Origin of the sequence: Fuerstiella sp., assembly GCA_022447225.1 — a bacterium.
Lineage (GTDB): Bacteria > Planctomycetota > Planctomycetia > Planctomycetales > Planctomycetaceae > S139-18.
The window spans coordinates 16024-39034 of record JAKVAZ010000008.1; the positions used below are offsets into that span (position 1 = coordinate 16024).

The following is a 23011-nucleotide window of genomic DNA, read 5'->3' on the forward strand; positions in this document are numbered from 1 at the left end:
ATCGAACATATACCATGGCTTCCGGAAATTCTGACAGGTGCCTTGTGTCGGTGAGGTGATGGAGATCAAATGGGTGCTGTGTCGTTCACGAGTTGAGGAGAAATCCGGATGTTCAAATGGAAGCGGCAGAGGGATGGGTATTTTCAGCAATGAATGAATCAAATGTTAATTCACCCACGTTTCTTTTCGACGAATTGCCGCTTCACTGGCAGATGACCCGATGTGAGAAACTCGCGTTCGCGTCCATTCTCGACGCGGCTGCACCTGAGATCGCAATCGAAATAGGAACTTACAAAGGCGGCAGTCTCCAGCTGATCTCTCGTAAATCAAAGCAAGTGTACTCGCTCGATATTGCGTCGCTTGACGACACACTTGCCAAACACTTCGATAACGTGGAGTTTCGGACCGGGCCATCGCAGCAGTTACTGCCGGCACTTCTGCGTCAGATCCAGGAAGAGCGTCAACCGCTTGGTTTTGTCCTTATTGATGGTGATCATTCAACAGAGGGAGTACGCCAGGACATCAATGCGGTCCTGCAGTACGAACCAATTCGACCACTCTACATCGTTTTCCACGACAGTTTTCATCCTCCGTGCCGCGAGGGCATCCTGTCTGCATCATGGCAGGATTGTCCATGGGTTCACTACGTCGAAGTCGATTTCATTCCCGGCGTGTACCACTACGAGGCATTTGATACCGCCGAACCGCGTTCAATGTACGGCGGTCTCGCAGTTGCAGTGATGAAACCGACACGGAGAACCGGAGCACTGACAATTCATCAGTCGCAGTCAGGGCTTTATAACACAGTCTTTCGCGATTCGAGACATTCCCCGTCGTCCTCGCTCCTGCATCGGGCAAAACGATGGCTGACACGAACAGAATAGAGATTCGAAACGCACGGGCCGGTATGATTACGTAACAGAAGCGAAGTGTCTCTTGCCGGCGATCGCGACCTAAACCGGGCAGCGACACTGTTTCCTCTCATTCATGCCGCGGGACCCGGATGCTCCTGCGCGGGCCACGTAATCGTCCGTAAGAGGAACTCACTCAGCCTGCGTCATGGAATACTGCACGGGTTCTGCCGCGACGAATGCCGGACCGTTACTGAAACGCTGTTGCGTTACTCCCGGATTTCTTTCACAGGTTTCATAAGAGCTTCGAACCGGTGACAGGTCAGAATTGAGCCGGAGGTCATACTGCAGCGGATTCAGCAAACCGGACAGGATTTCATGGTGCTCTTCACCGGAAATTCCGGACGCCGGAATTCATGAATTGACTCCCCGTCATACGGTGCCGGCAAGCTACCTTCAACGATTCACAATCCTGTTATATTTTTCGTGAAATCCGGCTATATCTTCATCTGAAAAAAAGTGGTGCATGAGTTCCTCGTGCAGCTCCATTTTGCGATTGAACAACTCACCTGGAATTCGGACCTGTTCCTTAAACTGAGCGTAGATATCGGAGTACCACTTGTCTTCCGACACATTCAGCGGGGCAAAACGAAAGTATTCCAACTCGTCAGCATACAGATGATCACGAATCGTCGCAGGCCAGCTGCTGATCCTGTCGAACCGCAGGACCAGTAAACGAACACTTTGATTCTCGTAAAAACCGTACCCACGATTTCTGTCAAACTCTTCCTTCATGATGTCAATACCGCCCATCAGAGGCAGTTCATGATGTGTTTGATATTCCTCGAACCCGTCAAATATCTCAAGAAATCTCTCTACAAATCGCTGGACAGGCAGATCAACCAGCAATTCCTGTTTGAGTTCCATGTGCGTTTCTATGTTTTGAAAAAACGATGAGATTGCCCGAAACACGGGCTCTCTTATTGAAGTGAGGACGAATGGAGGTCTGCCAAATTCGATCCTGCTGTTCTCGAGAACTTCCTGGATACTTAGAGTTTGAATTTTCGGATGAATTTCTTGGAAATATCCATTTGTGTGGGAGTGCATCACGTGTTTTGTGAATGAGTTCTCAAGCGTAGCACTGCCTGTCTTACCGGATGACAGCACAAAAAAACGGATATCGTCCAGCTTGTGGCGCTGAATCTCTCGACGTACTCCTCCCGACAGCCGTTTCACACGCTTCTGACTGGGACGGTTTTTCTCTGCTGAAAACCACATGCGGATCTGCTTGAGAATGGCACTGCTCCAGATTTGTGTACCGTGGTTGAAGTCAGACGGACCGTTGTGAAATACGTCACATTTTCCAGTGGTAGTGGCCCGTAGTTTTCCACCTTTATGCCGGGCTCAGTCGTAACTTTCAAGTCGGACAGGCAGAGGTGATGGTGAATGGTCCTTGGCTCGGTCTTTCAGACCCGCGCTGAGGCCATACGTACTGCGCAGTACTTTCGGTGACAGGTTGCTTTACTGATCTTCAAAATCTGAAGTACGGTTACAAAATCTTTCCCGGCATTCAACATTTGGTCTGCATCGTGATGATCTGTTGCAAACTGTTTCGAGTAGTGTCAGGCCCTGCGTGGTGTGATTCTAACTGAACCCTCCGGTGGAAATTCCAGGACTTGTGTCCGGACACGCCTTAGATTATCTGTCAGTACGATCCACAGGCAAATCAATTTCGTCCAGCCCGTCCCGCTGAGCGTACGGTCGCACCTCTGAATACCATTGGCGCCAAACGCGGGATGCCTTGTCTTTCCAGACCTGGGCCGCGTTGAGCTTCGCAGCCTTGTCAGCATCCGCAGGCAACTGGCTCAGCGGGTTAAGCGAAAGACCGAATCCGTCTGGTCGTCGGGCGATGTATCGCAGGCTGGCCACGGCTTCGGTACTGACCTGAAAGTTGGGATCCTGAATCCCGTCGAGCATCAAAGGGATCAGATCGAAATCACGAGTACGTGAAAGCGCCCAGTAAGCGACCTGACGATTGCCCGGATCGGGACTCCTGACCAGTACCTTCAGTTTTTCTGCTTCTCCAATCAGTTCCTTCCTGTCAGTGAATTGAACGGTCTTTACAACATCGCCGATCTCCAAATCATCCGGCAGATCACTAATATTGAGCCGTTCAATCTGAGTCAGTAATTCATCCAGTGGCAGAATTTTTTTCCGGTTTGCTCCTCCTGGCCGGACATGCGCCAGCAGGTCCCGCCCTCCTTTCAGAACACCCTTGCCATAGTTAAAAATCTGATCCGTAGCCTTGGTGAAATACAAAATGGCAAAACAGGTCTCGACAGCAGCGCCATATCCAAGGCTCTTTCCTTCGAAATGCCCATCCGCTCGCTGAAGAGTCAACAACCCGTCACCGTAGAACGTAAACCAATCATCCCGGATATTCACGAATGCGGCAGCGCGTTCAAGCGTGTAGTAGAAATACAGTCTGTGTCCGGGTATGGGTACAGGTGCATAGCGGACCTCATTCCAGGCTACCCCCCGAGCGATACATTCATCAATTAAACGTAAGCTTACATCGGGGTTGTAATCATGATATGCAGACACCTCCATCTCAACTTCGCTCTGATCCAGAACTCCTAACCGTTCTAATTGATTAACTCTTGCCGAATCGGCGGGGGCCTGCCCCCCCCCGGAAAATAACAGCATCCGACAGATCCCGATTGTTCCCAACCCGGCAACCGTCATATTAATCCGACTAGGATCAGATGCCCCTGTGATTGGGATTTTGTACGGCCAGCCGCCGCCTGGATTTTCATGTTCGATCAGGTAGGACGCAGCTTTGTCAAATGTACGCGGATTGACTTCGCAGCCAGCACGTTTTGCCGCCCAAAGGGCCAGAACACAATATTGCGTCAAGCTGATATCCGCTGGCCCCGAAGGACCAAGCCGGGGAGAATTATGCGGCCAGGAACCATCTGACCTCTGATAAGACTCAATCATTCTCGCGATTTTCTGAATCACCCTCCGGTATTTCCTGCCATCTATATCGGCCAGCAACATTGCGTCAACTGCCGCAAGGTACGACCCGGAATACTGGTCATACGTAGCCACGTCGGCCCGCTGCCGGGCCTGGTGAATCCCCTGGACCAGTCGTGGTTCCGAACGATCAACTCCTGCCTTCAGCAGGGCATATGCCACAAGCGAAGTCTCTCGTTCCTCAAGCCCTGGCACGGACTGAAGAAACGAGACAGCCCTGGCAAGAGCGTCATCGTATCTGGGAATGCTCGTTGTTTTCAGTTCAGCAACAGCCGATGGCCAAATTACCGCTGCAAAGGACAAAGCGATGCAGATCCTGAAAACATTCAGTCGTACATTCACCCGGCACCTCGAATCTTTTTCAGTGCCCGACCGCAGTCACTGATATTTGCGATGTTTGTCGCACCAACCGTGACGCAACGCTGAAAACAAAGAAGAAAGGACATTCCCCTTCAGGAACAACAACACGTTACAACGCACAAGCACGCATAACAGCCACCGGCATACAACTGTGCATCGGCAGATTATACACAGTTTGACAGCAGACATCGACACCTCCGGAGCCAGGGTTGGGCGGAGCCCGTGACAATCCACAAGATTCTCATATCCTCAGATATCACCAACGGTCAAAGACAGCCTCACGGTTTTGCTACAGCCGGTCAGGAGTAAACCTGGCAGGTACGCGCAGCTGGAAGCTCGGTTTATAACGTCGAACAAGCTCAACGTATCGTTCCAGATAGGGCTTCAGACCGATGTCACGTCCGTGGAGAATCTCTGCGATTGTCCAATCCGTAAAATGAACAAACATGACCGGATCCTGTCCATTGATCAAGGTTCCTCCGTCGCTGACGACTCGTTTGTTTTCGTGCCAGTTCCATTCAGCAACATTACATCCGCGGTTTCTTAGAATTTTTGTCCCACTCCAGTACACGGGCAAAAGGTCCAGGAACTTCTGATCAACATAAGTTCCGACCGCAGGATTCTTGCTCATGTCCCAAAGACAGGCTTCCGCCCACCAGTCCAGAAATTGGCAGGTGCCGTGGCCCACTCCCAGAAAGCCTGCCTGAAAGATCCCTTCTGTAAAGTTCTTTTGAAAATCTATTTCATTCGTGGACGGTCGGAATGCACGAAAGTGAGGAGACAGCAGAACGGTGTCTGATTCAATCATGTCAAACAGGGGTTCCGGATCCTCAAAGAACATCAAATCGGGATCACACCAAAGGACTTTCTTGGCGCTGTGCTGAATACAGTAAAGCAACAGCTGTGATTTCAATGACCAGCGTAGAGCGTCTCCACGGTCCGATTCACGGTATTGCTCAATCATTTGCCGGGCGCGCGGCAGCTCCTCACACAGTGTTTCAGGACCGACTGCCCATTCGGGGAGTGGTGTGTCGGGTACCGGATCAATGACGATTGCCAGAAACCCAATCGCAGCATTTAACTCCTCAAATGCTGCCTTCAGGGCCTTGGCGTAGTGAAGAAACGAAGCCGTCACAATAGTGACAGCCATGTTGTCTCGAATCGTCACGGAAATTTTCAGCCCCGTTGAATCTGTAGACTTGTCAGCAGTCGCCACACTCGTAGCGATCAACTGAACTGACACAACCTAACACACATCGTAAAATGAGTGAACAGAATCATCCCTGTCCGAAAAATGCCTTCCGGATTCTGTGGAGAAATGAACGACAGAGTCTGACTGCCGGAGAGGATTGCAGTGCGATCCGCACTCGGCCACGAGCAGTCAGGCGTTTTTTGGCCTGCTGACGGCGAGGCGGAAGACGCATCAGTCCGTCAAAGACCTGCGACAATACATCAACGTGACGATCCATAGAAAACGGAACGATAGTTTCCATGGCAGCCGCGCAGACCTTCCGGCGGAACTCGTCGTTGCACACAATACGCTGAAGATGGTCGGTTGCTTTCTGCACATCACCAATTTCGAAAAGCAGGCCGTTAACACCGTGATTGATAATTCCTTCCACACCACTATCGGTACGTGTCACGACCGGTATACAGCCAAATCCCATCGCTTCAAGGATGCTGTTGCTTGTCCCTTCAAACTCAGAACACAGTAACACGACATCAGTGTTTTTCCATACTTCATTCATCTGTTCAGGATGAATGCGACCGCAGAACCGCACTTTTCCCTGAGCAACCTGTGTTTCAAGGCAGGCTCGAAGAAGGTGTTCTTCTTTGCCATCCCCAATGATTTGCAGTTCGTAATCAACATTCCGATCGTCAAGACGATGTGCGATCAGAGCAATATCCAGAATTCTTTTCTGGTGTTGAATGACACGACCGGCATAGACCATGCGTAAGGGACCTGAGAACTTGAGGTCCCCCCGGTCCGGGGACACATATACACCGGTCGGAAGCATGGTAATGTCGCTGCCACGCGATGGTATCAACGACTCCAGTTTTGATGCACAGGTGGGACTCACCGCTATGAAATGCGAAATCAAATCAGCCCGTTTCTGAAGCGGATCGTAGTATTCCTTTTTACTGTCGGCGCGACAATAACCCAGAATCCGCCATTCCCGGCCTGAGGCGATTGCTTCGCACATCGGGTAAAACAGGTCCCACATGTAATTGGGGATAATGACACCACTGCCCAGAGTCTCAAGCAATGGAATGATCTGGCGAGGTCGCTCATACGTGTGATCGAAACGGATTGTTCCGTCGCCGGGACCATGCGTCGAGACGAGCCTCACGTCATAATTTTCGTTCCGAGCGAATGCTTCCTGAACGCGCAGTGCCCAGGAAACAACACCGGAAACGACCGGAGAAATAACAATTAGTACAGGGAGCTTTTTCAATTTCTTAACGTTACGTTTTGTCACCATTTGTGACCACAGCAGGGCTGGTATCGTTTAAATTCCGTTTCCTCGGCCACGATGGTATTCCGTATGCAAGAACACTGGACGCGGCCCCTTCATTCAGCAATCACCGGTGTTTTCAGTAATACACCGCGCAGGACACTCGCGTCCCAGCCGATCGAAAACAGCCATTCCATTGACCCGGGTGTGACTATCAACTGGGAAATCGTCGGAACCAGTAACGCCGGCTTGATCAGTAACTCAGTAAAACCGTTACCCATTGCCCTCACACGATGAGACATTTCAGGGTATCAACATGGAATTAGTCAGCTGACGCTCACAGGAACGACCCTAAAAAATCGGCCACCTTCAATAAATTCGCAAAAAGGACCAGGGTGGTCGCCATTTCTGACCGGATGACAGCGAGGATTGTCATCGGAAAATGTTACGTTGATGCTCGGTCGTCTGTTGGAAGTACCTCAGTCAATCGTTCATGTTTATCAACCCCAGATGTACGATTTCCGCATTAAAAGATCACCTGAACGAACACATTGACTGCCCGCAAAAACCGAGTAGACCCTGGAATTGCCTGACCACGACCGGGAGTTAAAGATTGGAACGAATGAAATAAACCTGTTTTCCTGGCAGGAGTGAGTTACTTCATCCACCGATTGGCAGGACGATGACAAAAGTGAGATAACGTTTCCCGGCACACCGGGACATGGAGAGGCACTCAGAAAGACGCGCAGAGCAAACAAACATTCACTGTTTGCTGTAAACAGATCTCTATGCGAATGCGTTGTCTGTCAGGTGAACACTCCCTGTTCCTTGTGAATTCACCACGTGTTTTTTACTGAACCGATCCCGGAGAACTTCTAACTATCCGTATATTGCGGCTTCTGTGACTGAATTCTGACATCGACGTACCGGATCTGACCGATTTTCTCATCAGCCATAAACAGAATGATCTGCTGTACGACAAAACGGATACACGGGAACGAGCTGGGTGCGTGTTTGGCAGCGTCTGAGATGCTCCGGAAACGTCAGAACAAGTGTCCGGCAGTCCGTTCACCCAAACCTTCACGATGAAGTCGACATCAGGTGACCCTGCAGAAATGCTGACGTGGAAAACCCGTTTTCAGGAAGCAGCGGTTCGCTGCCGTTCACGCGAAGCAAAACTAGTCCTAGGTGGAACTCCACGGAAGCGTTTCCTACAACCAACATTCTGATTCCTTCCTGGTTTCCACCAACTATCATTCGGACAATCCTAAACTTCTGATGTTTCAAGATTCGTTTGCAACACGACCGGCGCCGTTTCTCTCTACGGAGTTTTCGGAAGTTCAATATTGGCGGCAGGTCGATGAACTGGATATAGAGAGAATTGTCGCGGAACGACCCGATATTGTGATTTTGCAAATTGTTGAACGATTGCTGCTGCACAATAAACCCAGGCTGAATACCGACATTCTGTCCGGATCGAACAGATGAGAACTCCTGTAAGCACGATCGAGAACGGCGACGACATGCTTTTTCAGAACTCCCGGCGGAAGCGAAGAGGTGATGACATCCTGTTCCTCGGACATGATGCATCCCGGACGGGTGCGCCCATCGTCCTGCTTCGAATGCTACGCTGGCTGCGGGAGAATACCGATCTTTCGTTTTCGGTCATCCTGGGTGCGGGGGGACCGCTTGAGCCGGACTACAGCGAAGTCGCAAACACGAAAGTTTGCTACCTGGCGACTCAAACCGAGTCTCACTTTCTGCGTCCTTTGCTGAAAATTCCCGGACTTCGCCGGGTCATTAGTTATTCGCACAGACGACTGTTGAGGCTCCGGCTGCGGTTTCGGAAACCGCAAATGATCTATGCAAATACTTCAGCAACGGGTGACATGCTCGAGTTCTTTGATTTAAACAATGTGCCAACGGTGACACATGTCCATGAACTGGAGGTCGTCCTGCGCACGCTGATAGGACTCCGTCAGTTTGCTCAAACAATTCGACATACGAATCGTTTTCTGGCGGTATCGCAGGCGGTCCGTCAAAATCTCATGCAGAACCACAACATTAGTGATGATGACATCGAAATGGTTCCGGAATTTTTGCCGATCGGTGAGCATTCCCCGGAGAACTGGAAAAACGCAAGGCTCAACTTCGTTCAACGTTTTGATATGCCGGAGGACGCGTTTATTGTCGGTGCTTCCGGAACACCCGGGTGGCGCAAAGGATCCGATCTATTCGTTCAGGTCGCGGGGCACGTGGCGAGGACTCACCCTGAGGCACCGATCTATTTTGCCTGGATTGGTGGACCTCTGTCCGCCACTGAGTCGGAATACCTTCTCCATGACTGTGACCGTCTGGGAGTGAGAGAACGGATTCGTTTCATCGACACGCAACCGGATCCAATTGCGTTGTTCCAGGGACTCAGTGTGTTTGCCATGGTGTCACGCGAAGATCCCTATCCAATCGTTACCATCGAAACGGCTGCGGAAGCGGTACCGATCGTGTGCTTTGACCAGGCAGGGGGAACTCAGGAACTGGTGGAAGACGACGCAGGATTTGTGGTTCCTTATCTGGACACAGCCGCAATGGCCAACCGAATTGTAGAGCTGTTTGATGCGCCAGGTCTTCGGAATCAGCTGGGGAATCGAGCCAGAGAAAAGGTTCTGGAACGCAATAACGCGGCCGTGGTTATGCCTCTGATTGCCGATGTGATTCGTCGGAACACAGGAAACCGTGTCGATTGAACCACACCCTTTCTGTATCACAGAGACAGAATTTCACTTCCGTTTCTTCCGGAAACATTGGTGCTCATGTCATAATCTCCGCTTTGAATATACGTGTTTGAAAGTTAGCGGTAATTTTGGCGACGCGATTTTTTCAGTGCATTCAGCAGGAACCAGACATGATTCCTGCTGAATGTTTGTTGTTCTGATCAAGGAGACCGAATCATCGGAACCAAGCACGATGTCTTAACGGAAACCGAATTGAGTCAGTATTCTGTCTCACATAATATTCTGTCCCGACTCACAACACTCCAGGCAGAACATAACAGTCCGACAAATCAGATCAATGTGCTCGACTGGGGCTGCGGACGCGGTCGTACCGTGGCAAAGCTTCGGGAAATGGGATTCAATGCGTTCGGAGTCGAGATTGACAGAACAACCATGCAAAACGGTTTCAGGCTGTTTGAGAATCGGGACATGAATCCGACAGAGATGCTGCGTCACGTGGACGATCTCGATTCATTTCCGGAATCGTTTTTCCATTTTGTCTGCTCAGAACAGGTATTCGAACACGTTGCGGATCTCAGCGTTGTTGTTGCTGAACTGGCCCGCCTGACAGCTGACCAGGGTATTGGTGTGCACAATTTTCCCAGTGCTCGCTGTGTTATGGAAGAACATTTGTTCATGCCGTTTGTGCACTGGTTACCAAAAAATCGCCTGCGAAAAGCGGCAATTCGGCTGATGCTGTCACTGGGACAGGGACCAAAACCGGACTGGCCCGAAGTCATCGAAAAAACAGCTGCCGGCCGAACTCAGGTTTATTTTGATTACACCGTTCAGCGAACCTTCTATCGTGATATTCGGGATATCGTTGAGTTGTTCGTATCAGCCGGATTTGACGCAAACACGACGGTTCGTGACACCACAACGTTCTGGAAACGGCTGCTGCTTCCGGACTATCTGAACCGAAATGGATTTCCCAATCAGCGAACAACGCTGGTAACGCGACGAATCCGCAGTAACGACGATACCTGATCATTTCTAAAAATGAGTTACTGCAGATGACAGGTGGAATTCATCCATGAAACTAGCGGGAAATGTGATAGCTCATTTGAGGGACCCGCGCTACTAACGTCCCCGCTGCCGGCTGGCATTGCTGTCTACCTGAAAACACGTAACAGACACAGGCGTCTCAACTCAGGTCCAAAGGTGGCAACAGAATGCGAATTGTGGAAAGAGGGATCATCAACACCGGAGAGCGGGGTACCAGCCGGGCGGTTGGGACATTTCCCGCGACAACCGCGATGGCGGATGGTTCACTCCTTGCCTCCTACCGCATCGGCTCCACCAAGGATTCGGCCGATGCCACCGTGGAACTGCGACGCTCCACCGATAGCGGCCGCAGCTGGAGCGATCCGGAGCGTCCGTTCCGCACCGACTTTGACGGCATGAAAGGGTCGCTGCGCTGCGTCTACCTTACTGTCCTGGCTGAGAGGCATCTCATTGCCGCCGGGATGTGGATCGATCGCACAACCTATCCGGACCAACCGATTTTCAACGAGAACACTGAAGGCTGCCTGCCGATCAAACTGCTGCTTTCGGAGTCAGAGAACGGTGGCCGCAGCTGGTCTCCCTGGCGGCACATCCCGACAGGAGAGGACATCGGACCGCCCAGCCTGACAAACCCGATCCTGCTGTTGCCCGACAGGAGGCTGGCGCTAAGCATTGAAACCAACAAACAGTACCACGATGACTCACCCTGGCTACAACGCGTGGTCTACATGTACTCGGAAGACGGCGGCTACAGCTGGGGGAAAACAACAACGATCTGCCAGGATCCAAAAGGACGGATCTTCAACTGGGACCAGCGTGCCGGTGTCGGCCCTGACGGCCGTCTGGTCACTTTCACCTGGACGTACGACAGCCGGACGACCCGCTACCTGAACATTCACCGTCGCATCAGTGCAACTGAGGGCAACAGCTGGACGACGGCGGAAGACCTGGGCTTTGCTGATCAGCCATCGGTCCCGGCCGTACTGCCGGACGGCCGAGTCGTCCTCGCCTGGGTCGATCGCTTCCGCAGCCGATCGATTCGTGCCCGAATGGCACCGGCCATCGACGCTCCGTTCGCACCCGAAACCGAGGTAGAACTCTACAAGCCTCATGCAGTAACGTCGACGGTGGTCGGCGGAGAGGATACAGGCGAGTTGCTAACCGAGATGGGAACGTGGAATTACGGCCTGCCGCATGCAGAAGTAATGTCGAACGGTGACGTTCTGGTGGTGTACTATGCCGGTGAAGACGACCGCATGGACGTCTGCTGGGTGCGACTGACGCTGTAGAACCGAGGTGTTGACGAGGAGAGAATCAATTTGATGTGTGCAGAACATCCACGTCAATTTCAGAAACATTCGAAGCAGGCATGTCTCCTTTCACTCACGGTCAGCTGAAATTCCCGCGCCAACTCAGACAGTTTTGAAACAGCCTGTCAGTATCCGATGAACACTGGCTTTCCTGATTCTATGCATCGATTCCAGGTTCTCCCGCAATCGGAAGAGGCAGCACCCGGAAATCAAGTTTTTTTTATATTCATACGGAGTCACCCGGACCATCATAAATTAGGAATTGTCTGTTGGCATCCGTCCGGTTAACCTGACTCGTCCTGCCCGCATGTCGTCTCTGCCTGTTTTATTCTGATCAACTCCGACCTGACGGATCATCCGCACAAAACATGTTTTCCTGTGATACGCAACCAGCCGGTCCAGTCGATTACCTGAGAAAATGATGAGAAACCTCACCCGACGCCAAGCACTCCAATATGCCGGTTCCAGCGCAGCGGGTGCTCTCGTACCCTGGAAATCGGCATCGGCAGCCATGACAAATGATCGTCACAGGCTGCTGTTCAACTGGAACGGCTCGATGATCCATTGCTTCGGGCGAGCAGCACTGGGAGTTGAGGCGGAACAGCTGAGTCCGGATCAGTTTCGTTCATTGGTGTTTTCATCTCTGGATGAACAAGCTGTGGATACGGTGCTGTTCAGCTTCGGCAGTGGCAATGTTGCCGAATACCAGAGCAACGTGCTGGAATGGCCCGGTCAGGCCGATCAATTCACATTTCCGAAGTCAAAAACCTGGCACGGTGGTACCGAAGTTGATGCTGCTGATCAGTATCGAAACCCCAAAGCTCTGGCCGATGCCGGACATAACCCTCCTGAAGTTCTAGTCAATGAATGTCATCAACGCGGAATGGCCGCCTTTATTTCACTGCGAATGAATGACTGTCACGACGGACAGCACGGCCCCGGGACGCTGCCCAACCCGGAACTGGCCACGTTTAAACGCCAGAATCCGGACTGGCTGATTGAGGACCTGGACTGGTGGTCGGCACTGAACTTTACTCATCCACGTGTGCGTGCACTGAGACTGCGTACTATTGAAGAGTTCTTCGATCGCTGGGACTTTGACGGAATCGAACTGGACTGGCTGAAGCACACTCTCTATTTCCCGCGAGGGACAGAACGAGAGAATGCACATTATCTGACAGAATTTATGCAGTCCGTTCGTGAAAGTCTTCAGCGTCGAGCGCAGCGTCGCGGACGACCGATTGAACTGGCGGTACGAGTACCGGAGCGACTGTCCTGGTGTGAGAATGGTGGATTCGATGTGGCACGCTGGGTTGACGAAGATCTTGTCGATATGCTTATTGTCGGACAGTCTCTGACGGATTTGCCGACACTGGGGGAGTTTCACGAACTGTCGACAAAACGTCATGTACCCGTCTACCCGTGTATTACACCATTTGGAAACGGCTATCGGGTCAGTCCGGACGAGGTCATCCGTGGAAGCGCGTCCAATCTTTGGGCCGATGGCGCTGACGGACTGTATATGGGCAACTGGTGTTACCACGGATCATGGCGACGTCATTTGCTGGGTCAGATCTCCAGCCCGGATACTCTGGCCCGACTGCCCCGACGCTACATACTTTCGCACCGCGTTGCAGTCCCGCGTGGACAAACCGGTGCAGACTACATTCGCTACAACGTTCAGGGACAGGACGCACCATTACCAGCACAGCTGAAAAAGAATATCCCTCAACGGTTTATTCTGAGTGGCGGAAAAGCTGCTGCTGCAACGCGGGTTCAGCCTGAGAAAGCAGAACTGTGGCTGGGCGTCGATTTCCTGGGCGACCAAGATGTTTTGAGCGTGACCATCAACGACCGTGTACTGAGCGTGCCGGACAGGGACGGACGCGTGGCTCTTTCAGTTCTGGGCGGGCGTATTCAGGTTCCTGCTGGTAACGGTGTGCTCGGGTTCCCGGTTCAGACGTCAATCGACGAGGAGTTTCAAGGCATCCGTATCAACGTGCCGCCGGAAATACTCAGCCAGCATCACAATGAGCTGGAAGTTGTGCTGACAGAACGTTCGCCCGGCCTGAAGTACGATCTGCGGATCAACCGGCTGGAACTCGATCTGGTGTTTTAAGCCTGCTCAAGCCAGTGCTTCTGTAATGACCTGTCCGCCCAGATCGGTCAGACGTTTGAACCGTCCGGCATGATAGAACGTCAGTTCCATGTCATCCAGACCCATCTGATGCAGGATCGTGGCGTGTAAATCATGTGTGTGGTATGTGTTATCCACTGCGTTGATGCCCAGTTCGTCTGTTCCCCCAACAACGGTACCGCCCTTGACGCCGCCACCTGCCATCCAGGCGATCATGGCCCGCTTATTGTGGTCGCGACCGGGACTGGTGCGGAAAAAGTTCATTGAGTTATCTGCAGTCCGGCCAAATTCTCCACCCCACACAACCAGAGTGTCGTCCAGCAGCCCGCGCTGGCGAAGATCGGTGAGCAGACCGGCCATTGGTACATCGGTTCGCTCAGCACAGCGACGATGGTTGCTGGCAATATTTTCGTGAGAGTCCCAGCCGTTGCAATAGATCTGAATAAACCGGACGCCTCGCTCCACCATCCGGCGTGCCATCAGACACTTGCGCCCCATCTCATCAGTCACCGGCGAGTCCAGTCCGTACAGTTCCTGAGTCTGTTGTGACTCCTGAGCGACGTCCAGAGCATCCGGCACAGAAGACTGCATTCGAAAAGCAAGTTCATACTGTCTCATCCGCCCAATCAGATCCTGATTCCGAGGGTTCAAATGCAGCGTCTTTTCATTCAATGTGTTCAACATCCGAAGATTATTGTACTGCCGCTGTCGCCCGATTCCCTCGGGCTGCAAATCCACGATCGCCGGTCCGACAGGATTGAGCAAAGTCCCCTGGCATTCCGTGGGCAGGTACGCATTTGACCAGTTCATTGCGCCACCAAAGACGCCGCCGGAAGTATCAGGCAGCACAACAAATCCAGGCAAATTTTCGTTTTCGCTGCCAAGTCCGTATGCCACCCAGGAGCCGACTGAAGGACTGCCGGGAATCGGCATCCCCGTATTCATGAAAAACGTCGCTGTCGTGTGTGATTCAACACTCGTATGCAGAGAGCGGATGATCGCCATGTCGTCGACACACTTCGCAAGTCTCGGGAAAATATTCGAGACTTCGATGCCGGATTCACCGTGTTTTTGAAACGTAAACGGACAGGCAACGTACAGTCGTTTGACAAGGCTGCCGTAAATCCGTGTGACAGGCTGACCGTGAAGTCTGTTCAGCTCCGGTTTCGGATCAAACGTATCCATTTGACTCGGAGCACCGGACATGAACAGGAAAATGCAGGATTTAGCTTTGCCCGGCAGGTGTCCCGACCGCGGAGACAGGACGCCCGTATCGTCTGCTCTGATCACACCGTCACGCTGCAGTAACGACGTCAGTGCCAGTGCGCCGACACCGTTTCCGAAATTGTACAACATGTTGCGACGATCCGGTCTGTGGCGGTAATCGCCCGTCGCCGTCGCTGACTGAACCTGACTCTGCTGCTGGCGTTGTTTCATCGCGGCATCGATTCTTTGTACTTTATTGTTTGAAACACTGCTCTGCTGATCCCACAGTCAGCCATTGCAGTCTGCTGCCACACTGTCACTGAAGGTACAGAAACTCATTGCTGTTCAGTAAGACAAGACACAAATCAGTGAGTGAACCGGATGGTGCCAATGCGTGGTTGAGTTCAGTGTTGCTCCCGGTCGTCGTAATTTTGACTGATTCAGTCCGTTCGAGGAATTCCAGGCAGCTGTCGAGCTCTTCTGAGGTTGGAGATCGTTGATACGCCAACTGGTACGCATATTCCACCTGCCGTGAAGAATCAGAACCAGCCTCGCGTGTGATACGTCCGGCAAACTCGGCACTCTGCTGCTGCATGAACTGACTGTTGAAGAGTGCGAAAACCTGAGGCGTCACCGTTGTGACATCACGAACCGGACAGCTTTCGTCAATATTGGCCCCGTTGAATACCTTGAGAAAAGGAAGCTGAAGAGAACGACTCTGCAACATGTAAACCGTACGTCGATGGCGCTGATCCGGTTCAGCAGGTTCCCACCAGGTTGGTGCCCGCTGCATCAGTTCGTCATCCACGGCAGGAAAGAACGGAGGACCACCCATTTCACGATTGAGCGATCCACTTACTGCCAGCACACTGTCACGAATCACTTCAGCTTCGTGCCGGACCGGATTGCGTACCCAAAGATATTTGTTCCTGTTATCAATTTTATCGAACTCGGCTGCCCGCGGGTGAACCATAGACTGCCGATAGACGTTCGACGTCAGAATCAGGCGGTGCATTTCTTTGATGCTGTATCCGCTGCGGCGGAACTGAACGGCAAGCCAGTCGATCAGATCACGATACACCCCGCCACTGCCGTTCACTCCAAAATCACTTGAAGTGGCAATGAGCCCCTTCCCGAAGTGATACTGCCATATGCGGTTGACCATAACACGAGCCGTCAGAGGATTGTCAGGAGAAGCAATCCAGTCAGCCAGCAGTCTGCGACGTGTGCCCGGTAATCCCGTCAGATCCACAGGATTTGAGCTTCCGGTTACGGCACTCAGAAATCCCGGTTCAACCGCATCTTCTCTCAGCTTGTAACTTCCGCCGGACAGAACATAAGTCGCCACGTCGTCTTTGAGAGACGAATCTTTCGCGAGGTAAGCTGTCGGCTCGAAGTAGTCGCGATGGTTAGGATTTGCAAAGCGTGCTGTCTGGCGTTTAATCTTCCTGTAAGTGGCAACCTCTTCAGGGGTAAACAGAATCCCCTCATCCATTGCCATTGGAAGGTCACGGGTGCCGTCTTCAGCAACGACATCTTTAAGCTCAGCAGTTGCCGCCGGTCGATATCGTTTTCTCAGACGTTCCCGATACGATTTAAGCTTCTGATCCTGCCATTCTTTTCGTTTATCCAGCAGCGTCAGCCATCCCTGTTTCTGCTGCTCCCACGTCTCCCGGTTACGAACCGGCTTCTCATACTGCCCAAACGGAAGTTTTTCGGGACCTACAACAAGCGGAGCAAAGAACGCCTCCATCCGATAGTAGTCGCGCGTTGGAATCGGATCATATTTGTGATCGTGACAGCGAGCACATTCCAGAGTGACACCAAGAAATACAGATCCGGTGACACCCACTACATCCGTCAGAAAATCTCGCCGCGATAACTGAGATTCAGATCTTTCCACCGGAACCCAGAGATGCAGAAATGCCAGACCGATGCGGCCCTCATCTCCGTATTTAAACGCATCGCCCGCCAGTTGTTCACGAATGAACCGATCATACGGACGATCCTGGTTGAAGGCACGAATCACGTAGTCACGGTATCGCCAGATATGCGGACGCGGATAGTCGATGGCTCCCCCACGTGTGTCAGCATAGCGAACGAGGTCCAGCCAGTGCCGCCCCCAGCGTTCCCCGTAACCCTCATCATCCAGCAGTTTCTCGATGAGTCCGGTGTATGCCTCGTCGGACGGATCAGCAACGAACGCCTGCATTTCCTGTGGACTGGGAGGGAGTCCGATCAGCCCGAACTGTAACCGACGCAACAACGCGTCCGGAGAGGCTGGCGGAGCAGGTGTCAGCCCCTTCGATGTCAGTTTGGAAAGTACAAAGGCATCAATCGGATTCCGAACCCCGTCCGTCGTCGTCACTGAAGGTACAGCAGGCTCAACCAGCGGTGTCCACGGCCACTCCAATGTATCTTTCCCCACTGCTGAGTGGTCCGTCACCGGAACCAGCACAATCAACAGTGCAAGATGACCTGCGGAGTGGAAGATTGGCTTCGATAGCTTCATACTCAATTACCTGAACCTGTCCCGCACGATCGACGTCGGATTCACTAATCCTGTCGTAAGATTAAGACGCCATTGTTCTTTAAAATACCATGTTTTGCCGGGCCAATCAAACTTTGATCGCAACCATTGGATTCAGCTGCCCGCCATCACGAAAACGATTGTGAGTTGCTGGTCACCAACATGGGTAAATTCGGCAAAAAAATGGCCTGAATCGAACTGAAACTTCATTCACCCTGCCATTGGTTAATCGTCGTTTGTCTTTAAGTTATCTTCAGAAAATCGTGAATATGCCCTTTGTTATCCACCGATTTGTTGCCACAGCCCTGTTACTGATCACTGGATTCACCTGTTCGCATTCTGTCGCGGCTACTCCTCCAACAATCATAAGCCACATTCTGGTCCATGGTGCAGACGGAAAATTTGCGGGTTGGCCGGCAAATCACGGCATGTGGATCTGGGATAACGAGATCCTTGTCGGTTTCAGCACAGGGATTCACAAGAATCTGGGCAAAAAACACAACATCGACCGTGACAAACCCGAACACCATGTGCTTGCACGAAGCCTTGATGGTGGTGAGACATGGACGATGGAATTTCCGAATGACCGAGGGATGCTGATCAATGAAGGCGGCCAGCGCCACGGAATTACGGATCCACTGCACTCAGAACCGTCACCCGTAACAATTTCAGAACCGATTAACTTTGCTCATCCACATTTTTGTATGACCATGCGGTTTCAGAATATCCACGGAGGCACGTCGCGTCTGTACTACTCCTATGATCGCGGTCACAACTGGAAAGGCCCGTTTGTCGTTCCATCGTTCGGTCAGTCAGGCATCATGGCCCGGACCGACTACATTGTGAACAGCCAGACTGACTGTCACGTATTTCTCACAGCCTCCAAGAGCAATCAAAAGGAAGGTCGGGTCATCTGTGGACGTACAACAGATGGCGGAATCAACTGGCATTTGATTTCATACGTTGGGCCGGAACCGAACGGGTTCTCTATCATGCCGTCGACAATTCGGCTTAACCCCACAGAACTGCTAATGACAACCAGGCGACGGGAAGGCAAAGGTGAAGACCGTCATCGCTGGATCGATACATGGGGATCGTCGAACAACGGGGAAAGCTGGAAGTTTCTCAATCATGCCGTAGCTGACCTCGGCGAAGGCAATCCTCCATCGTTGATTCAGCTTCGTGACGGCCGCCTGGTACTCACCTACGGGGATCGCCAGACTCCTTTTGAGATCCGTGCACAACTCAGTAGCGACGGTGGACGAACATGGCAACGCTCGTTCGTGCTGAACACCGTTGGGGGTGGTCGCGACATGGGATACACGCGTTCCGTCCAGCGACCGGACGGCAAGGTCGTAACACTGTACTACCACTACACGTCGCAGAGCGTCTACCGACGTATCAGTAACACCATCTGGGATCCGGGTACCAGGGAACTGTGAACCTGTTGAGCAGGACCTGTAGCCGGTACTAAGATCGGACACGTGTGGAAACGAGGCCCCCGACAGCAGGCTCATCCTCTTACACAGTCATTTCTACCAGCCAATCCCGTGCAGCACACCTCGAACACCTGATATCAATTCACTATATCATTCAGAACCGGTTCATTATTCCAGTGGTGGAGGTGTGGCGATCGCTTTTTCAATTTCTGTCAGCAGCTGTTCAACACGAAACGGCTTATACAGGACTGCTTTCAGACCGTGCTGTCGTGCCTTAACAATGGAATGCGATGCGTCATATCCAAAGCCTGTCATGAAAATGACGGGGGTATGTGTATCGATGTCTCGCATACTGATGAAACATTCAAAACCGGTCATATCGGACAGTCGAATGTCTGCCAGCACCACATCGTAAGTCTGGGAACGCATCATCCGACAGGCCGCAGCCCCCGTTGGCACCGCCTCCACCACACATCCCTGCGGGTCCAGCAGCTTATGCGCTTCCGCACGTACGGCCGGATCAGAATCCACAACAAGGACTCGCTTTCGGATCAGGTCAGATCGCAGAGAACGGTGCAGTCGAGGCTGAGGTACGGCAGTATCCTCTGTCGGCACCTCCGTGACTTCACCAATACATGAACGAATCTGTCGAACCTTTGTCAGGATCCGCTGCAGCGTTTCCGACACGTCAGGATCGTGACCAATGTACTTTTCAAGGATCGAAGTCGCGTCAGTCAGGATATCGTCCGTTGGACCGGCAACCTGCTGCTGAAGACGTGTGACATGCTGTTCTGCGGTTGTCGCCTTTTCTGCCATCATCAACTGCAGCTGATTGAGTGCCATTGCGACGACAGCACCAAAATGCTCCAGAAACTCCAGGTCGGCTTCGTCAAATGTGTCAGCACCAGGGCCTTCCACATTGAACGTTCCCAGAATGACATCATCCAGTCGCAACGGCACTGTCAACGAACTGCGAGCATATTCCGCTCCTCGCAGATAACGAGATTCTGACTGAGTATCCGCACACAGATAACTGCGCCCGGTTGCTGCCACATATCCGGTCAAACCGTTCCCATCCTGCCGGGCGTACAGCATTCGGCAAGCAGCTTCATCCTGCATCCCTTCCTGCAGCAGAGGAACCAGTTGTTGTGTTGCCGGATCCAGCAGCCGAATTTCAATGGTGTCGAATCCCAGGATCTGCTGCGAGAACGTAAGGATATTCTCCTTCAGGATTTCGATACGGTCTTCATTCGACATCATAGCGACTTCATCCGGTCTCAAATCGCTCAGTCGCATTCCAGCGTCATGAATGGCGGCACTTTTTCGGCGTGCCAGTTCCTGTTGTGTGATGTCACGAAGACAAACAGAAGTAAATCTGGCCGAAATTCCCTCTGGTGTCGGCAGTTGTGCACAAGAGGCCAGAGCTTCCACGTAACGCCGACTGGACAGCTGAATCGTGACACAGCACCCGGATCGCCCCCCGTCCGGCCATTTCCGGCGAAGCAGTGCGATATTATCCTCGTCTGCGTCAACTGATTCAAAAAACGGCAACCCGGTCAGCGGCTGACCATCACGGGAGATCTCTGCGAATACCTGATTGTGCCAGACAACGCGGTGATGATCGTCCACCAGCGCCAGTCCGACGGCAACGCTGTCCAAAAATCCCTGTGCGCAAATCTGGAGGTCTGCCGACCGCTCCGTCTGCGTTCCGGTAAACAGCACACCATCAATTGATGATGAATCCTGATCTTTTTCTGTCCGAATGATGTCGACAAAGTCACTCAGATTTCGACAAAGATCAGAAGTCACATTGTCCACGTCACCGGACACCAGCAGACGCGGTCGCGAGGTTGACACGCTTGTTTTCCTGGATGACTGGAGTCTGAAACAGTCCGTCGATTGTCCTGCGATTAAAACTCAACAACGAACCCGCCGAAAGGTCAACTCAGCACGTTTTTCATGAATCTTAATGAAAGTCTCAAATCATTCGTTTGGTCCGTCAGTACCGGCCGAACCCGGTGAAACAGAGTGCTCCTCGTTTTGCTTTTCAATTCGACCGAACATGTGACCACCAATCGTCCCGTGCTGCCAGGTTCCGGCGTACCGATCGTCATGAAAAATCACCCGACATGAAAATCCGTCTCCCAGCCCCGGGAGTCGGGCATCTGTCAGCGTCACCACCGGTGTGTCGCCAGCCCATTCCACGGGAACGGGAATGGGCAGTGTTGCATCGAACTTCATGTATTTGACACGGGCCGTAAACACCCAAAGATTGCCGGTCGATTTTTCAACACTGTTGATTTCGTATCGTTCTTGTTTGGGAACAGATCCCGTTTTTTGGCCATCAATCGTGAATGAACCCACCAGAACAGTTTTTGCCATACGTTCTGAAAACTCTCTGTCACGTTTCTGACGGGATTCTTCCTGAGATTGAGCCGGACTGCACAGGAACAGACTGAGCAGTATCAGTCCCCACGGACGATTGAACATTCTGAGCATCTCCTTCCTGAGGATTCGGACAGTTTCTTACTCTTTGCTGCAACGCTGTTGACACCGGCAGCCACCAAAATATTACTCTGATCACACGGTCACGAAACCGCTGAATACTCAGATTTTCCGCGTAATTGTTTCCGGCAGTGTCCGGACGAGTACTGAAACACCACCGGAGTTCCGCGAATCAGATCACCAACGGCTGTGGATCACCCCGGTCAACGGCCCACCCGAAAAATGCAAACATTTTCAGTAGATCAGTCTGCTGCCACCTCGTACCGGTATCCCGGTATCAATTTATCGGGTTTCCGTATCAAATTCATGCGGCAGACCGGAACACGATTCGCACCCGATGTACAGAGCCTCTGTTTGTCGAATCACCTGAACACCAATCTGACATCCAGGTTCCCGAAATGGGTACATCCGGTACCGTCAAATTGCTAAATTCTGTTCTGTCATATCGTCGAAATGAAACATAGTTTGCAGCAGGTGTGACAGACATCTCGCTTCCACTGAGCTGCTAACGTGAGAAACCCGGATTGTCTCAATGCCGATGAATTGGAAGACGTCTGAAGAAGACAGCCGACTGTAAGGTCTAGCGATGAACTGGGACTATTCCGACATTTCAAAAATGATCGACCACGCGTTGCTAAAGCCAACGCTGAAGACGAATGAACTTGAGGCAGGGTGTCTCATGGCTCGCTCCTACAACGTGGCCAGTGTCTGCATCATGCCGTTTGCAGTAAAAAGATGTACAGAGCTTCTTGCCGGTTCCGACGTGGTCCCCTGTACGACCATTGGTTTTCCTCATGGTGCCTCAGCCATCCACAGTAAAGTTGAGCAGTCCCGAATCGCACTGGCTGACGGCTGTGCCGAACTTGATATGGTGATCAATATCTCTAAGGCACTGAGCGGTGACTGGGATTACGTCCGCTCGGAAATTGAGGCCGTGGTGGATCTTGCCCATCGTGCCGACGGACGGGTCAAGGTGATATTCGAAACCTGTTATCTGTCGAACCATGAAAAAATCCGGCTGTGTGAAATCTGCGGACAGCTGGGTGTCGACTGGGTCAAAACTTCGACCGGATTCGGTTCCGGCGGTGCCACACATGACGATTTAATACTGATGCGAAGAACCGTACCGAAAACAGTGCAGGTCAAGGCTTCCGGAGGAATCCGCTCTCTGGATTCACTCCTCTCAGCACGTAAGATCGGAGTGACCCGAATCGGGACCAGCAGTACGCAGGCCATTCTGGATGAGGTACGCCTCCGTCTGCAGCTTGCACCGATTGAGTTTGTCGGATCGACCGGCGAAACACCGGAATACTGAAACAATCGGCTTAAACAAACTGACAATTTGACCGACGGTGATCTGAGGCAGGCCAAACGCCGCCTGCAACAGCTTCCGGACTCAACCGAA

At 52.2% G+C, this 23011-nt stretch carries 16 protein-coding genes; 7 read left to right on the top strand and 9 right to left on the bottom strand.

Annotation, left to right across the window (positions count from 1 at the left end):
• Positions 1-116 precede the first annotated feature (116 nt).
• Positions 117-884: a class I SAM-dependent methyltransferase gene (locus MK110_09485; protein ID MCH2211523.1), complete on the top strand. Its 768-nt coding sequence runs from the start codon at positions 117-119 to the stop codon at positions 882-884.
• A gap of 423 nt (positions 885-1307) precedes the next feature.
• Here the strand turns inward: MK110_09485 and MK110_09490 are convergent, their stop codons facing one another.
• From MK110_09490 to MK110_09510, 5 genes are all read right to left on the bottom strand, one after another.
• Complete coding sequence (locus MK110_09490; GenBank protein ID MCH2211524.1) at positions 1308-2129, bottom strand: putative capsular polysaccharide synthesis family protein; 822 nt, start codon at positions 2127-2129, stop codon at positions 1308-1310.
• 420 nt (positions 2130-2549) lie between these two features.
• Entirely contained in the window at positions 2550-4190 is a 1641-nt protein-coding gene (locus tag MK110_09495) for a hypothetical protein (protein ID MCH2211525.1), read from the bottom strand.
• Between the two features lie 346 nt (positions 4191-4536).
• On the bottom strand, positions 4537-5397 hold the full coding sequence (locus MK110_09500; GenBank protein ID MCH2211526.1) for a hypothetical protein: 861 nt from the start codon (positions 5395-5397) through the stop codon (positions 4537-4539).
• A 127-nt stretch (positions 5398-5524) separates the two neighbouring features.
• Positions 5525-6727 carry a glycosyltransferase family 4 protein gene (locus MK110_09505; GenBank protein ID MCH2211527.1) on the bottom strand — a complete coding sequence of 401 codons (1203 nt, stop codon included), beginning with the start codon at positions 6725-6727 and terminating at the stop codon, positions 5525-5527.
• A gap of 92 nt (positions 6728-6819) precedes the next feature.
• The gene (locus MK110_09510; protein MCH2211528.1) at positions 6820-7005 is read right to left on the bottom strand and encodes a hypothetical protein; all 186 of its coding nucleotides are present in this window, start codon (positions 7003-7005) and stop codon (positions 6820-6822) included.
• 1182 nt (positions 7006-8187) lie between these two features.
• Here MK110_09510 and MK110_09515 point away from each other — a divergent pair.
• The 4 genes from MK110_09515 to MK110_09530 all read left to right on the top strand — a co-directional run bounded on the left by MK110_09515 (position 8188) and on the right by MK110_09530 (position 13908).
• The gene (locus tag MK110_09515) at positions 8188-9447 is read left to right on the top strand and encodes a glycosyltransferase family 4 protein (GenBank protein MCH2211529.1); all 1260 of its coding nucleotides are present in this window, start codon (positions 8188-8190) and stop codon (positions 9445-9447) included.
• 240 nt (positions 9448-9687) lie between these two features.
• Positions 9688-10461 (top strand): class I SAM-dependent methyltransferase, encoded by a 774-nt coding sequence (locus MK110_09520; GenBank protein ID MCH2211530.1) that lies wholly within the window; start codon positions 9688-9690, stop codon positions 10459-10461.
• A gap of 185 nt (positions 10462-10646) precedes the next feature.
• The gene (locus MK110_09525) at positions 10647-11768 is read left to right on the top strand and encodes a glycoside hydrolase (GenBank protein ID MCH2211531.1); all 1122 of its coding nucleotides are present in this window, start codon (positions 10647-10649) and stop codon (positions 11766-11768) included.
• Between the two features lie 442 nt (positions 11769-12210).
• Positions 12211-13908, top strand: a complete 1698-nt coding sequence (locus tag MK110_09530; GenBank protein MCH2211532.1) for a hypothetical protein — start codon at positions 12211-12213, stop codon at positions 13906-13908.
• A 6-nt stretch (positions 13909-13914) separates the two neighbouring features.
• Here MK110_09530 and MK110_09535 read toward each other — a convergent pair whose 3' ends face one another.
• Together MK110_09535 and MK110_09540 are read right to left on the bottom strand one after the other, a co-directional pair.
• Positions 13915-15363 carry a DUF1501 domain-containing protein gene (locus MK110_09535; protein ID MCH2211533.1) on the bottom strand — a complete coding sequence of 483 codons (1449 nt, stop codon included), beginning with the start codon at positions 15361-15363 and terminating at the stop codon, positions 13915-13917.
• Positions 15364-15448: 85 nt separating this feature from the next.
• A complete protein-coding gene (locus MK110_09540; GenBank protein ID MCH2211534.1) occupies positions 15449-17644 on the bottom strand; it encodes a DUF1549 and DUF1553 domain-containing protein in 2196 nt (731 codons plus the stop codon).
• 287 nt (positions 17645-17931) lie between these two features.
• Here MK110_09540 and MK110_09545 point away from each other — a divergent pair, with 287 nt between their 5' ends.
• Positions 17932-19104, top strand: a complete 1173-nt coding sequence (locus MK110_09545) for a glycoside hydrolase (GenBank protein ID MCH2211535.1) — start codon at positions 17932-17934, stop codon at positions 19102-19104.
• 165 nt (positions 19105-19269) lie between these two features.
• Here MK110_09545 and MK110_09550 read toward each other — a convergent pair whose 3' ends face one another.
• Both MK110_09550 and MK110_09555 read right to left on the bottom strand, forming a co-directional pair.
• Positions 19270-20958, bottom strand: coding sequence for a response regulator (locus MK110_09550; GenBank protein ID MCH2211536.1), 1689 nt, complete (start codon positions 20956-20958; stop codon positions 19270-19272).
• A 126-nt stretch (positions 20959-21084) separates the two neighbouring features.
• Entirely contained in the window at positions 21085-21591 is a 507-nt protein-coding gene (locus MK110_09555; GenBank protein ID MCH2211537.1) for a hypothetical protein, read from the bottom strand.
• Positions 21592-22192: 601 nt separating this feature from the next.
• On the opposite strand from MK110_09555, the gene deoC reads away from it, so the two are divergent.
• Positions 22193-22921, top strand: coding sequence for a deoxyribose-phosphate aldolase (deoC, locus tag MK110_09560; GenBank protein ID MCH2211538.1), 729 nt, complete (start codon positions 22193-22195; stop codon positions 22919-22921).
• The last annotated feature ends 90 nt before the right edge of the window (positions 22922-23011 follow it).